The 14,455-nt window shown below is 56.4% G+C and carries 13 protein-coding genes and 1 other annotated feature; of the genes, 2 read left to right on the forward strand and 11 right to left on the reverse strand.

Annotation, left to right across the window (positions count from 1 at the left end):
• Positions 1 to 88: 88 nt before the first annotated feature.
• The 9 genes from EQV24_RS10695 to EQV24_RS10735 form a co-directional block, all read right to left on the reverse strand.
• Positions 89 to 1,393, reverse strand: a complete 1,305-nt coding sequence (locus EQV24_RS10695) for an inosine/guanosine kinase (RefSeq protein ID WP_020685011.1) — start codon at positions 1,391 to 1,393, stop codon at positions 89 to 91.
• A gap of 62 nt (positions 1,394 to 1,455) precedes the next feature.
• Entirely contained in the window at positions 1,456 to 2,418 is a 963-nt protein-coding gene (gene hemH, locus EQV24_RS10700; protein WP_013095900.1) for a ferrochelatase, read from the reverse strand.
• 124 nt (positions 2,419 to 2,542) lie between these two features.
• Positions 2,543 to 3,187, reverse strand: a complete 645-nt coding sequence (gene adk / locus EQV24_RS10705; protein WP_006809841.1) for an adenylate kinase — start codon at positions 3,185 to 3,187, stop codon at positions 2,543 to 2,545.
• A 195-nt stretch (positions 3,188 to 3,382) separates the two neighbouring features.
• Positions 3,383 to 5,257, reverse strand: coding sequence for a molecular chaperone HtpG (gene htpG, locus EQV24_RS10710; RefSeq protein WP_023620089.1), 1,875 nt, complete (start codon positions 5,255 to 5,257; stop codon positions 3,383 to 3,385).
• 110 nt (positions 5,258 to 5,367) lie between these two features.
• Positions 5,368 to 5,973, reverse strand: coding sequence for a recombination mediator RecR (recR, locus tag EQV24_RS10715; protein WP_013095898.1), 606 nt, complete (start codon positions 5,971 to 5,973; stop codon positions 5,368 to 5,370).
• Positions 5,973 to 6,305: a YbaB/EbfC family nucleoid-associated protein gene (locus EQV24_RS10720; RefSeq protein WP_003858972.1), complete on the reverse strand. Its 333-nt coding sequence runs from the start codon at positions 6,303 to 6,305 to the stop codon at positions 5,973 to 5,975. The genes recR and EQV24_RS10720 overlap by 1 nt, the downstream gene beginning before the upstream one ends.
• A gap of 53 nt (positions 6,306 to 6,358) precedes the next feature.
• Complete coding sequence (gene dnaX, locus EQV24_RS10725; protein ID WP_047023616.1) at positions 6,359 to 8,287, reverse strand: DNA polymerase III subunit gamma/tau; 1,929 nt, start codon at positions 8,285 to 8,287, stop codon at positions 6,359 to 6,361.
• Positions 6,965 to 7,029 (reverse strand) — a sequence feature (DnaX frameshifting element). It overlaps the preceding gene by 65 nt.
• Before the next feature lie 88 nt (positions 8,288 to 8,375).
• Positions 8,376 to 8,927, reverse strand: a complete 552-nt coding sequence (apt, locus tag EQV24_RS10730) for an adenine phosphoribosyltransferase (protein WP_000127359.1) — start codon at positions 8,925 to 8,927, stop codon at positions 8,376 to 8,378.
• 151 nt (positions 8,928 to 9,078) lie between these two features.
• Positions 9,079 to 9,456 carry a DUF454 family protein gene (locus EQV24_RS10735; protein ID WP_013095896.1) on the reverse strand — a complete coding sequence of 126 codons (378 nt, stop codon included), beginning with the start codon at positions 9,454 to 9,456 and terminating at the stop codon, positions 9,079 to 9,081.
• A gap of 50 nt (positions 9,457 to 9,506) precedes the next feature.
• Between EQV24_RS10735 and priC the strand changes: the two genes are divergently transcribed.
• Together priC and rsmS are read left to right on the forward strand one after the other, a co-directional pair.
• Positions 9,507 to 10,034, forward strand: coding sequence for a primosomal replication protein N'' (gene priC / locus EQV24_RS10740; protein WP_130626560.1), 528 nt, complete (start codon positions 9,507 to 9,509; stop codon positions 10,032 to 10,034).
• A 12-nt stretch (positions 10,035 to 10,046) separates the two neighbouring features.
• Entirely contained in the window at positions 10,047 to 10,232 is a 186-nt protein-coding gene (gene rsmS, locus EQV24_RS10745; protein ID WP_023620091.1) for a pleiotropic regulatory protein RsmS, read from the forward strand.
• Position 10,233: 1 nt separating this feature from the next.
• Here rsmS and mscK read toward each other — a convergent pair whose 3' ends face one another.
• Both mscK and acrR read right to left on the reverse strand, forming a co-directional pair.
• Positions 10,234 to 13,581, reverse strand: coding sequence for a mechanosensitive channel MscK (mscK, locus tag EQV24_RS10750; protein WP_038418817.1), 3,348 nt, complete (start codon positions 13,579 to 13,581; stop codon positions 10,234 to 10,236).
• A gap of 113 nt (positions 13,582 to 13,694) precedes the next feature.
• Positions 13,695 to 14,348: a multidrug efflux transporter transcriptional repressor AcrR gene (gene acrR / locus EQV24_RS10755; RefSeq protein ID WP_013095892.1), complete on the reverse strand. Its 654-nt coding sequence runs from the start codon at positions 14,346 to 14,348 to the stop codon at positions 13,695 to 13,697.
• Positions 14,349 to 14,455: the final 107 nt, after the last annotated feature.

Consider the following 14,455-nt stretch of genomic DNA (forward strand, 5'->3'; position numbering starts at 1 on the left):
CCCTCACCCCAGCCCTCTCCCCACAGGGGCGAGGGTGTTTGAGTTCCCTCTCCCCTGTGGGGAGAGGGTTAGGGTGAGGGGTTTTCTTTTACCTGTCCCAGTACGCCTCTTCGAGGCTGTCTTCCCTTTCCGGCAGGCCACGCGTTAAGCGCGGGGAGTGCTGGTTCAGCACCTGATAACTGACGCGGTTCGCGTATTTACATACCTGCGCCAGCGACGAATAGGTGAGCCAGCTGAACTTATGTTTGCTGGAATTCGGCACGTTGGTTTTGTGGTAGGCATTGGCGGTGATGTCATGCAGCAGTGCCGCCAGCGCGCCGTCGCCCGCGCCGTTGGTGTTCATGATCTTCTCCGGGCCGCCCATGTACGGGGCGATGTGCGAGTAGATCCGCAGCGGATTAACACAGTCTTTATAACGCATGCCACGGCTGAACTCATACTGGTTGAACTCGGCGATGGCGCCAGGCAGCAGCGGATGCTGGGTTTTGCGTTTGCTCTCTTCTTCCGTGAAGCCTGCCATATACAGCCCTACCGGTCCGGCGGTGCAGAGCACCAGATCCACCCAGTCCAGCGCTTTATCGGAGGCCAGCAGCGGATCGCTCTCGCCGGTGAGAGCCTCAGCTTCTTCTTCGTTCATCGCCAGAATCGAGACATGCTCTTTCAGGAAGGCCTGCCACCACTCCGGGTTGTCGGCAATCACAAATTTTGTTCCCAGCGTCAGGACCACCGGCACATCGTACTTTTTCGCGTACTCAATCGCCTTCATGGTGGCTTCCGGCATCGGCTCGCCCGGCTTGCAGCGCACCAGGTAGGAGGTGAGCACCAGCGCCGACGCGCCCGCAATCACCTCTTCGGGAATACTCTCGGCACGCAGCTTGTTCATGTGGCCAGGGCTGATGGCAAAGGTACGCTCGCCGGATTCACCGATCAGCGTAAAGCAGCGGCCAATGGGGCCGTCAACACCCTGCAGATAGTTAAGATCGGTACGGCTGGAGGTATTGCACAGGTAACGGTAGGCGTAGCCACCAATTTCGATGTTGCTGCACATCACGCCGAGCAGCACTGAGCGGTCGTCTGCCAGAACGGAGTAGTTGTGCATGGTATTGCCGATAGTGCCACCGGCAAACTGATGGGTGATCAGGTTGTCACGCACCAGCTCCTGATAGAGCGCCTCCGCAACGTCGTCTTCGATCACCAGCGAGTGGCCGGCGCTCAGACCGTAACGGGCGACAAACGCATCATCCACTTTCGCTTCAATGTCCACCAGCGTCTGATCGATACCGACGACCCATGCCGCGCTGGTTTCATTTTCAGGCTGGATTTGCTGCAGGAGCGGATCGCGGGCATCAACAGGGAAGTAGTGTTTGGATTTGCGTTTACCGGGAAATTTCATGGTCTGAACTGTGCATAGAATATGGGCCGGGAATGGTAGCACAAACCCGGCCCTGAGTGCGATCAGCGGCTGTTGGTCACCAACGAGACCATCATGTCGATATGTTCCGGAGCGTCGTTAAGTGCCGGAATGTACTCGTACTTCTCACCACCAGCCTCAAGGAAAAACTCCCGGTTTTGCACCGCGATCTCCTCCAGCGTTTCCAGGCAATCGGCCGAAAAGCCCGGGGACATTACCTGAATATGCTTCACGCCTTTCTCGCCGAGCATTTTGAGGGTTTCGTCCGTATACGGTGTCAACCACGGCTCGCGACCAAAGCGCGACTGGAAAGTCATCATCACCTTCTCCGGCGGCAGGCCGAGCGCGGACACCAGCTCACGCGTAGTATCGCGACAGCGCTGCGGATAATCATCCCCTTCGTTAGCGAAACGCTGCGGAATGCCGTGATAGGACAACAGCAGCAGATCCGGCTCGCCGTGTTTTTCAAACGACGCGCGGGCACTGCTGGCAAGCGCTTTGATATAGAGTTCGTTATCGGCGTAGTCGCGTATAAAGGTCACGCCCGGAATGCGGCGGCGGGTCGCCAGAATGCGGGCCAGTTCGTCCCACACCGCAGCGACTGTCGAGCAGGAGTACTGCGGGTAGAGTGCCAGCACCACAATGTGCTCAACCCCCTGCGCCAGCAGCGCGTCGACCGCACTTTCCAGAGACGGTTTGCCATAGCTCATGCCGAGTGCGACAGGCATATCCGGCAGGCGGGCAGCCAGCGCTTTCTCCTGACGACGGCTGTAGACCATCAGCGGCGAGCCCTCTTCCATCCAGACAGACTGATAGAGTTTGGCGACGCGCGGTGAACGAATGGGCAGAATCACGCCACGCAGTAATGGCCACCACAGCAGTCTTGGGGTATCCACAACGCGCGTGTCGCTTAAAAATTGTCGCAGATAGCGTTTTACCGCTTCTGGCGTAGGTGCTTCTGGGGTGCCCAGATTGGCAAGCAGGATGCCGGTTTTCGCCTGACTCATTCACGCCTCTTAACCATTTGAATGGTTGTCAATTGTAGCGGAAATGCGTTTAAACGGAACCCATTGCTGTAATAGGTAAGATGAGAAATATTCTCACCCGGGGCCCCGGGTGAGAGCAGTGCGATTAGCCGAGGATTTTTTCCAGCTCTGCACGAACGTCAGCCACGGCTTTAGTGCCGTCAACTTTCGCGTATTTGGTGTTACCCGCCTGCGCTTCTTTGGTGTAGTAGCCGATCAGCGGCGCAGTCATCTGATGGTATTCCACCAGGCGCTTACGCACGGTCTCTTCCTGATCGTCTTTACGGGTGGTCAGCTCTTCGCCGGTTACGTCGTCTTTACCTTCAACCTTAGGTGGGTTGAATTTAATGTGGTAAACGCGGCCAGAAGCAGCGTGCACACGGCGACCAACGATACGATCAACGATCAGCTCGTCTGGTACGTCGAACTCCAGCACGTAGTCTACGTTGATGCCCGCTTCTTTCATGGCGTCAGCCTGAGGAATGGTGCGTGGGAAGCCGTCCAGCAGGAAACCGTTACGGCAGTCTTCCTGAGCAATGCGCTCTTTGACCAGAGCGATAACCAGCTCGTCGGTCACCAGTTTGCCAGCGTCCATGATGTCTTTCGCTTGTTTACCCAGCTCAGAGCCAGATTTAACAGCGGCGCGCAGCATATCACCGGTGGAGATTTGCGGAATACCGTATTTCTCCATGATGAACTGAGCCTGAGTTCCTTTACCCGCGCCCGGAGCGCCAAGCAGAATAATACGCATTGCGAAAATCCCCTCAAAAGTCGATTCAATTTTTCAAAAGCGCTAAACAATACCACCAGAACGGATGCGGCTCAAGGAAGGCGGGAGGGCTGAAACGGTTAATGGGGGGAGATAATTTGGGGGAGTGCGGTCTGGTGCCCTCACCCCGGCCCTCTCCCACGGGGAGAGGGAGAAGACCAGGGGAGGCGTGGTCAATTACGCCAGCAGCAGCGCATTCACACGTTTAATGAAGAGGTTAGGATCTTCCAGCGTGCCGCGCTCGGCCAGCAGAGACTGATCCAGCAGCAGTTCAACCCACTCGGCAAAGCGGGTTTCGTCCTGGGTATCCGCCGCGCGTTTCACCAGCGGGTGATCCGGGTTCAGCTCGAAGATATATTTCACTTCTGGCATCGCCTGACCTGCCGCGGCGAACAGTTTCGCCATCTGGGTACCCATTTCGTCCGCATCGGTAGTCACAATCGCCGGCGTATCGGTCAGACGGTGGGTGAAGCGCACCTCTTTCACACGATCGCCCAGCAGGGTTTTCACGCGCTCAACGAACGGCTCCAGCGCCTTCTCGGCTTCTTTCGCGCTTTCATCTACTTCATCCGCCAGCTTGTCGATGGATTCATCGGCTTTGGCAACAGACTGGAATGGCTTACCGTCGAACTCGGTCAGGTAGTTCATCATCCACTCGTCGATGCGGTCAGAAAGCAGCAGCACTTCGATGCCTTTCTTACGCAGCAGCTCCAGGTGTGGGCTGCTCTTCGCCGCGGCGTAGCTGTCGGCGGTGATGTAGTAGATCTTCTCCTGCCCTTCTTTCATGCGGGAAACGTACTCTTCCAGCGACACGGTCTGCGCGGAGGAGTCAGTGTGCGTAGAGGCAAAGCGCAGCAGTTTGGCGATCGCTTCTACGTTCGCGGTGTCTTCCGCCGGGCCTTCTTTCAGCACCAGGCCAAACTGCTTCCAGAAGGTCTGGTATTTTTCCGCGTCGTCTTTCGCCAGTTTTTCCAGCATCTGCAGCGTACGTTTGGTCAGCGCGTTACGCAGGTTGCGGGTCACGGTGCTGTCCTGCAGAATTTCACGGGAGACGTTCAGCGGCAGATCGTTGGAATCTATCAGGCCACGGACAAAGCGCAGGTAATTCGGCATGAACTGCTCGGCGTCGTCCATGATGAAGACACGCTGAACGTAAAGCTTCAGACCGTGCTTGTGATCGCGGTTCCACATATCCCACGGCGCCTGCGACGGGATATACAGCAGGCTGGTGTACTCCTGCTTACCTTCCACACGGTTATGGCTCCAGGTCAGCGGATCGGTAAAGTCGTGGGCGATGTGTTTGTAGAACTCGTTGTATTCGTCGTCCTTGATTTCAGCCTTATTGCGCGTCCACAGGGCCTGCGCCTTGTTGATTTTCTCCCAGGAGACCACGGTTTCACCGTCTTTCTCTTCCTGTTTTTCAATCTCAACCGGCAGGGCAATGTGGTCGGAATATTTGCTGATGATGGAGCGCACGCGCCAGTCGTTCAGGAAATCGTCTTCGCCTTCGCGCAGGTGCAGGGTGATTTCGGTGCCGCGATCCGCTTTGGTGATGTCATCAACGGTGTATTCACCTTCACCTTTAGATTCCCAGAACACGCCGTTTTCCGCGCTGTCGCCCGCCGCTCGTGTACGCACGGTCACTTTGTCCGCCACGATAAACGCCGAATAGAAGCCCACACCGAACTGGCCGATCAGCTGGCTGTCTTTCGCCTGGTCAGAGCCCATTGATTCCAGGAACGCTTTGGTCCCGGATTTGGCGATAGTCCCGAGGTGGTCGATCACCTCGTCGCGGTTCATGCCGATGCCGTTATCGGCGATGGTCAGGGTACGGTTCTCTTTATTGAAAGAGACGCGCACGCGCAGCTCGCCGTCGCCTTCATACAGATCCGGGTTAGACAGCGCGCGGAAACGCAGCTTGTCCGCCGCATCGGAGGCGTTGGAAATCAGCTCACGCAGGAAGATTTCTTTGTTGGAATACAGGGAATGGATCATCAGGTGCAGAAGCTGTTTTACTTCTGACTGGAAACCACGGGTTTCTTGTCCTTTCATCTAAGTCGACCTCAACAATGCCATTTAATGGGGTTGTAAAACGTTGAGGGAGAGATGGGGATAAGCAGGGAAATTTTCAAGCGGAGGCTGCGAATGCCGCCTCCGTTTGGTCAGAAAATAATCTTGTGACGTCCGGCCAGAGAGTGCGACAGCGTGGTGCCGTCAACCATCTCCAGCTCGCCGCCAACCGGCACGCCGTGAGCGATACGGCTGGCGTCAACGCCGTACTGCGCGCACAGCTCGGCGATGTAGTTGGCGGTTGCCTCCCCTTCCACCGTGGGGTTGGTGGCGAGGATCACCTCTTTGATGGTCTCGGACTCCAGACGCTGTTCAAGGCGATCAAGACCGATATCATCCGGGCCAATACCGTCCAGCGGGGAGAGATGCCCCATCAGCACGAAATAGCGGCCAGAGAACTGCCCGGTTTGTTCGATGGCATAGATGTCCGCCGGACTCTCCACCACGCAAATCTGACCGTTCTCCTGACGACGCGGATTCGAGCAAATATTACAGACGTCCTGCTCGGTAAAAGTACGGCAATCCGCACAGTGACCAATTTCTGACATGGCGCGGGTCAGAGCCTGCGCCAGGCGCATCCCGCCGCTGCGGTCGCGCTGCAATAGCGTAAACGCCATACGCTGCGCCGACTTCGGGCCTACGCCCGGCAGGCAGCGCAACGCTTCCATTAACTGCGTGAGCAGCGGACTGGTTTGCATCAGAACGGCATCTTGAAGCCCGGCGGCAGTTGCATACCGCTGGATACAGAGGCCATTTTCTCTTTCTGGGTTTCGTCGATACGGCGAGCGGCATCGTTGAACGCGGCTGCAACCAGATCTTCCAGCATCTCTTTGTCGTCTTCGAGCAGGCTTGGATCGATTTCAACGCGGCGGCAGTTATGCGCACCGTTGATGGTCACCTTGACCAGACCGGCACCGGATTCACCCGTGACTTCCAGCTGAGCGATCTCTTCCTGCATCTTCTGCATTTTTTCCTGCATCTGCTGAGCCTGCTTCATCAGGCCACCCAGACCGCCTTTTCCACCAAACATAGGCTTCTCTCTCTTTCACGTTTAACGATGACAACCGTAAGTCAGACTCACGATCAAATGGGGCGAATACTCTCTTCATCCAGATCGGCGTCGAAGAACCGGCGCAGGGTCTGGATGTTGTTATCCGCAATAATCGACTCACGCGCCTGCGCGAGTTTCTCTTCATAAATGGCCTGGCGCCACTCCAGTGGCGTTCGCACCGCCGGATTATCATCTTCAATGATAGTCAATTCAACCGGTGCACCCTGCAATGTGGCCAGCGCCTCCGCCAGTGCTTTTTGTGCGCCGGGGGAGTTCAGGTGCCGTTGACCGGGACGCAGATGCAGACGCACCTGATTACCGTCCTGCTCTTTCCAGGCATTCAGCGCGACCTGCTCGACCAGCTTAGGCAGTTGCAGTTTACTGACCTCAGCGGCCCAGGCGTCACGCGCGATAGACTCTTCCGCGAGCTTCGCGGAAAGCTCCGGTGTTTTTTCATGCTCCAGCGCTTTCTTCAGCGCTTTTGGCGTGGCAACCTCTTTCTTCACCTCTTCGACGATGGTCGTCGACTTCCAGCGGTAAGCCTCTTCTTTCACCGGGGCTTTTTGCTCGAGCGCGGACGGTGCCGGGCGCGCCTGTACGCGCTCCGTTACCGAGGCCAGTCGTTCAAGCGCGGCGTTGTTAACCGGCCGCGCTCTTCCTGGCGCTGCCGGTTCACTCTTTTTTGGTTTGGTTGCTCCCTGCGCTCGCTGCAACTGGCTGCGGGCGGCAAGCACCGAACTGGTGGCATCCGACAGCGGTACATTTTGCGGCGGCGGCGCTGCCGGCTGTGCTGGCACCTGCTGCGGCGACATCACTGCCGTCGGGGCGGTCGGGGCGAATGATTGCCGGGGCACTTCAGGCTCTGGCAGCGGCATACGCGGGTGGAACGCCAGCGCACGCAGCAGCGTCATTTCAACGCCCATTCTAGGATCCGGCGCAAACGGCAGCTCTTTACGGCCAATCAGCAAGGTCTGGTAATAAAGCTGTACGTCAGCAGGCGGCACGGTTCGCGCAAGTTCACGCATCCGCTGTTCAATGGCCGCCATATCCGCCCCCATTGCTGACGGAGAGAGCTGCAGCATCGCTACACGGTGCAGCAGGCTAAGCATCTCGACCAGCAAGGCTTCCCACTCGACGCCACGGGCTGCAGCGGCATTTACCAGCGACATGACGCGCTCACCGTTCGCGGCGATCGTGGCTTCAATCAGGGAGAGCGCCTGGTCGTCGTCCAGCGTGCCGAGCATGGTGCTGACCGCCTCCGTCGACAGTTTACCGTCACCGCTGGCAATGGCTTGATCCGTCAGGCTGAGCGCATCGCGCAGGCTGCCGTCCGCTGCACGGGCCAGCAGTTGCAGGGCGCGCGGCTCGTGGACAATGTTCTCTTCGTCGAGAATGTGTTCCAGCTGAGTACGGATCTGTTCAACGTCCAGCGCCTTCAGATGGAACTGCAAACAGCGCGACAGAATCGTCACCGGCAGCTTTTGCGGATCGGTGGTAGCCAGCAGGAATTTCACATGCGCAGGCGGCTCTTCCAGCGTTTTCAGCAGGGCGTTGAAGCTGTGACGTGACAGCATGTGCACTTCATCGATCAGATAGACCTTGAAGCGGCCACGCGCCGGGGCGTACTGCACGTTATCCAGCAGGTCACGGGTATCTTCAACTTTGGTGCGCGAGGCGGCGTCGATCTCGATCAGATCGACAAAGCGCCCCTGCTCGATCTCACGGCAGTTGTCACACACGCCACACGGCGTGGCGGTGATCCCGGTTTCGCAGTTCAGACCTTTTGCCAGCAAACGGGCAATAGAGGTTTTACCGACGCCGCGGGTACCGGAGAAGAGATAGGCGTGATGGATACGACCTAGCGACAAGCCGTTCGCCAGGGCCGTCAGCACATGTTCCTGACCGACAACGTCGGCAAAGGTTTGTGGTCGCCATTTACGGGCTAACACCTGATAACTCATGGGCAGGCTCTGCAACGCTGGAAGGTGAATTAATGGAGGGGAATGCTATCACAACCTCACCCATTGAGCGAGGTTGTGAGAAACGGGATTAATGACCCGGGAAAGGCACCAGGCTGTAGCTGGTAATACCCTGTTTTTCCAGGCGCTGTTCGCCGCCCAGATCGAACAGATTGATGATGAAGGCCGCATCGGTCACTTCACCACCCAGGCGACGAATCAGCTTCACGGTCGCTTCGATAGTGCCACCGGTTGCCAGCAGATCGTCCACCACCAGCACTTTGTCGCCAGGCTTAATGGCATCAACGTGGATTTCCAGCTGATCGGTGCCGTATTCCAGCTCATAGCTCTCCGCGATGGTTTCACGCGGCAGTTTGCGCGGCTTACGCACTGGCACAAAACCTACGCCCATTGCCAGCGCCACCGGTGCGCCAAACAGGAAGCCACGGGCTTCGGTACCTACTACTTTGGTGATCCCGGCGTTTTTATAACGCTCTACCAGCAGTTCAATGCTGAGCGCGTACGCTTTCGGGTCTTCCAGCAAGCTGGTGACATCACGGAAAAGAATGCCAGGTTTTGGATAGTCCTGGATGCTTTTGATGCTGTTTTTCAGATATTCAAGCTGCTGTGCAGTTGCGGTCATCGGTTTGTGCCTAAATGAAACAGTGTTACTCACAGCGCGCAAAGAGGCGGCAAAGGTAACAATTGCTTAACCTTTAACCAGGCGCGCCTGTGCTCGAAAACGGTCGAATTTACTGGCTGCGCGCAATAATTGCAACAGCCATTATAAGGCTTCAGTGCTTTTGTTGCTTTTCATCAACCACGGGGATCCGCCACATGAAGATAAGCAGGCAGGTCAGGATAACCAGCAGCAGGATCCGCACCCACATCATTTTCACCAGCCATAATGAAATGGCGAAGGTGATGAGGATGACTGCAATCGCACGCGGCTTTGCGCCAGGCGGCATGGCCCGGTGTTTCTGCCAGTGGCGCAGATAGCCGCCAAACCACGAGCGATACAGCAGCCAGTGATGAAAACGCGGGGATGAGCGGGCAAAACACCAGGCTGCCAGCAGAATAAACGGCGTCGTGGGCAAAAGTGGCAAAACCACGCCCAGGGTGCCTAACACTACCGCCAGCCAGCCAATGATGATTAAAATAGTACGCTGCATAATGCGAATCGTTATCAAACTGAACGGCTACTTTACCACTGGAGCGCGCCTTGAAAATAGCCCTGCTTTTAGAGACGCTGCAAAATCAGCTCGTTGCCCTGCGCACGCAGGCGTCACCGTTGATGCAGCATGCGACGCTCAAACCGCGCTTTGACCGGCAGTTATTTCATACGCGAAGTACGCTGATGAAAGACTATCTTGATGAGGCGCAGATCAACCTCGACGAACTGCGACAGGCCGTGAATGACGGTAAACATGAGCAGGTGGCCTGGCTTGCGGAGCATCTCACCAGTCAGATCACCGCTTTGCACCGGGAGATCGCAGCCTGGCCCCTGCGTACCTGGGATAGCGCGTCGCCCGGCCTCGGTAAATGGCAGCGAAAACGGCTGGAGCACCAGGAGTTTGAACGCCGTCTCTTTGAGATGAAGCGCGAGCGGGAAGCACGTCTGAACAACAGTGAAACGCTGGAAGAGCAGCAGTTATTGATGCGCGAAATCGACGCGCTGGATGGACGTCTTGTCCGTTGCCGTCATGCGCTGGATGAGATCGAACGCGTCATTGAACGCCTGACCCGTTAAAAGGAGCCACACATGTCGCTGGAAAATGCCCCCGATGAGGTCAAACTGGCCGTCGATTTGATTATGCTGCTGGAGAATCATGAGATCCCGGCTGAGACGGTGCTGAAGGCACTGGAGATTGTGCGGCGGGATTTTGAGGGAAAGGTGAAGGCCGGTTGCCCTCACCCTAACCCTCTTCCACAGGGAGAGGGAAAATAGTTCAGGCGGGAGTCGGATCGTCACCCTTAATCTCACGCTTCACTTCCGTATGCTCGTCACCTTTCTCGTTATGCAGGTGAACCTCAAGCTGGTTGAAAGCAATATTGATATTGTTTTCACGGCACAGACGGTCGATGGAGCGGTTCAGTTCATCCACGGTGTAGCTGCGATCGCGAAGCTCACGCACGTATAAACGCAGCTCGTGATCCAGCGTGCTCGCCCCAAAGGTGGTGAAGAAGACGTCTGGCGCCGGCTCGTGCATAACCTTTGGATGCTCTTTTGCGGCCTTCAGCAATACCTCTTTCACCTTATCCAGATCCGAACCGTAGGCTACGCCGAGGCGGATCACCACACGCGTCGTCGTATCAGAGAGCGACCAGTTGATCAAACGCTCGGTCACGAACGCTTTGTTCGGGATGATCACCTCTTTGCGATCGAAGTCGGTAATGGTGGTCGCACGAATGCGGATCTTGCTGACGGTACCGGAGAAGGTCCCGATGGTCACCGTATCGCCAATTCGCACCGGACGTTCGAACAGGATGATCAGGCCGGAAACGAAGTTACCGAAAATCTCCTGGAGGCCAAAACCGAGACCCACAGAGAGCGCTGCCGCCAGCCACTGCAGTTTGTCCCATGACACGCCCAGCGAGCCGAAGACTGTCATCGCCCCGACAATAATAATGACGTAGTTGAGGATGGTGGTAATGGCATAGGACGCCCCCTGACGCAGGTTCAGGCGCGACAGCACCAGCACCTCCAGCAGACCCGGCAGGTTTCGAATCAGCGCCCAGGCCACCATCGACGACACCACCGCAAACAGCAGGCTGCCCATGGTGACGCTCTTCATCACCGCAGCGCCTGCTTCGGTCCCGCTGTACTGCCAGAGAGTGATACTGTCGAGATAGGCAAAGACAGTAATCAAATCAGACCAGATGGCCCAGAACATCACCGCGAACAGGGCGATCATCACCAGCATGGTGATACGCAGCGTCTGCTGGTTAACCTGCTCCAGCGCGATGGTCGGCTCTTCCTGCGGCTCCGCGCCTTCGGCGCCCTCTTTCACCTGATGCTGACGACGCGCAATGGCGCGGCGATAAGCGATACGGCGAGCCGCCACGCTCAGACCGCGTAGTACGGTCTGGTAGAGCAGGTTCCAGACGATCACCAGATAGACGGTTTCTATCCAGCGGCCAGACAGGCGCAGCGTGGTGTAGAAGTAGCCCGTCGCCGTGAGCACCATCAGCGCCAGCGGAATGATTGCCAGCACCGTGACGGTGGCGAGGCGCAGGTTGTGGGACTCTTTATCACGCCAGCTATCGCGGCACATCGGCCACATCAGGATGGCAATCAACAGCAGGTTCAGCAGAATGACCAGCTGACCCAGAACGTCATCCATCAGATGCAGCGGAGAAAGCTCGGAAACCACCGACCAGAAGTGCAGCGGCAGGAGCGCCAGGCTGATGCGGACAATCTGACGACGCCAGTGGCTGGTCAGTTGCTGTGGCATATTGAAGTGACGCACCGCCACGCCGTCTTTTTCCAGCACCTTCCAGCACAGACCAAACACCAGCCAGAACAGGGCCAGCTTTTTACTGAAAGCCCACAGCAAATCGCTGACGTTGAGCTGCATGGTGAGCAGGATCAGGCCAACAGCAAGGATGATCAGGCACACCGGCAGCGCGCGAATGAGATCGATCAGAATCGCTTTTGGTGTATGCAGCTGGCTGTCATTTCGCAGTTGCCCCACTTCTGAGGCCAGCTTCGCCTGATAGTTCTTCAGCCATCCCAGACGCCAGCGGATCACGCCCGCAATCAGCAGCAGCGGTAATCCCGCCAGGAAGGCAATCATCACCGCGGGCCAGGCTTTCTCCCAGTTCCCGGTGATTTTCATGCTTTTAATCTGCGTTTTCAGCGTTTCGGGGAAGGATTTAACCCAGTCCCAGTCCATCGGCTTGTTGCTGTTAACCCAGAAAATCTGCTGGGTTAAAATCTCCTGCAGACTTTTAGAAACGCTCACCAGCTGCTGCTGGTTGATCTGCAGGTTAATCGCCATCATCAGCTGGTTACCCAGCTGTTTATTGAGCTGGTCAAGCAGCTCGCGGCGCATATCCACCACCTGCAACAGCGCGTCGTGCACTTCCGGGTTCACTTCACTGGAGTGACCCTCTTCTATTTTGGCGACAAAGGTATCGCTCTGGAAAAGGGCATCGCGCTGCTGGTTGACGTCAAACTGTTCCAGACGTAAATCCGCAATGCGGTTGGTCATGTCCTCCAGCTCGTCGGCAGAGGGCAGCGTCTGCTGTTGCTGGTAAAGAATGCGTGACAGCAGAAGGCTGCCTTTCAGCACCGCAATTTGCTCTTTGATATTACGTTCCGCCTGGAGCGCGCGGTCCAGCCAGTTTTTAACTTTAATGTTCTGTTGAACCAGCGAGTTACCGTTTTCGGTCGCCTGAATCAGACGCTCGCTCAGCTGATGGTTCGCGTCGAGCTCCTGCTTCACCAGCGGATTGGCCTGGATGCGGGCGGTTTCGTCCGGCGATACCGCCTCCTGGGCGGTTTTTTCCGTCAGCGTCAGGCGCTTGCTGTTCACCGCCTCCTGCAATAGCTGAAGCTGATGTTCCAGACGGTTAATGTTGGCGGTCACGTAATCACGCTGTTTTTGTAGCGTGTCCTGCAGCACCGTATTCCCTTCCAGGCTTTTACGCTGCTGTTCAATCTGCGCATTCAGTAACGACTGCTGAACCAGCAGCAGCGTTTGCTGCGTCGGGCGCAGCGTGCCTTCACCCACCGTGGTGCCGTTCAGGCGATTGCGGATTTGCTGCAGTTGCTGAGACGCGGCGTACATCGCGTTTTGTACGCGCTCGGGCTGAGTCTGCAAAGAGACAAGCTGACTGTTGTAGGTGGCGAGATCCGACTGTGCAGTTTGCAGATCGTCGAGCAGTTGTGCGACGCGCGACTCCAGCTGACGCAGCGACAGCGTTGCCAGCGTTTTGCGCGTTTCGTCGTCGTTATCCACGTCGCTCAGGGCATTTAGCGAATCCGTTGCTTTACGCATGTTTTCAGGCGCCTGCGCCACCTTCTGACGAAGCTGGGTGGTTTCCGCTTTAACGCGATCGATTTTATCCAGTGATTCCAGCGTTTCCGTCAGATCCTGCTGAACGAGTTTGTCCTGCGGCGTGAGATCTTTTTGTTTATTCAGGGCGTCGAGCTGCGACTGAACATCAGCACGTGATGGAATGTCATTGCCGTTATCGGCGCGGGCCCAGGAAAGCGGTGCCGTTGCGAAGAAAAACAGCGTCGCGAAGAGTAGTGCAAGAACAGGATGTTGCGAGCGATTGGTGTGCAGCATAGTCGTGAGTGATGTCAGAAGATGACCGAAAATAGTCCGGCGTGCAGAATATCACGCTCGCCTGAAGCAGAATAGCGCGAACGTGAGCCTCTGAGATAAATCCTGGAAATGGCTCAGGCAGTGAGCGAAGGCGCGTCGCTGCGCAGCGTCGGGCAGAGCTGTAGCATTTCCAGTAAAATCGCCACGTAGCTGCGGGCTTCCGCTTTTAAGTCAAAGGATTGCGGGGCGAAAAGCCAGTTTTCCATCAGGCCCGAAATGTAGCTGCGCATCAGAATAGCCGCCCGGCGGGTCAGGAGATTGGCCGGTAGCAGTTTAGCCTGCATGCACTGGTTCAGGTTCTGTTCAATGCGGTCATAGCTTTCCAGGCTGAGGCTGCGTTGCGCCTGCTGCACAACAGCCATCTCTCCCACAAACTCACATTTATGGAAAATAATTTCCATCATTAACCGACGGCGCTCTTCAACTACCGTCGCTTCAAGGATATATACTAATATTTCTCTTAATACTGAGAGTGGATCGTCAGGGAATTTTGCCCGATACTCACTCTCGAGATCGCTAATGCTGGACTCTGAAAGCTCCCAGATTTCACTGAACAGATCTGACTTGTCTTTAAAATGCCAGTAAATCGCTCCCCGCGTAACGCCAGCGGCCTGAGCAATCTGTGCCAGCGAGGTTGACGAAACACCTTGCTGAGAAAATAAGCGGATTGCCACATCCAAAATGTGTTGTCGGGTTTCAAGCGCTTGTTGTTTGGTTTTTCGTGCCATAAGTGGGTGAATTTACAGGCGTCAGATTTACATACATTTGTGAATGTATGTACCATAGCATGACGATAATATAAACGCAGCAATGGGTTTTTGGACTCAGGACCATT

This window comes from Enterobacter sp. A8 (assembly GCF_004296595.1).
GTDB lineage: Bacteria > Pseudomonadota > Gammaproteobacteria > Enterobacterales > Enterobacteriaceae > Enterobacter > Enterobacter cloacae.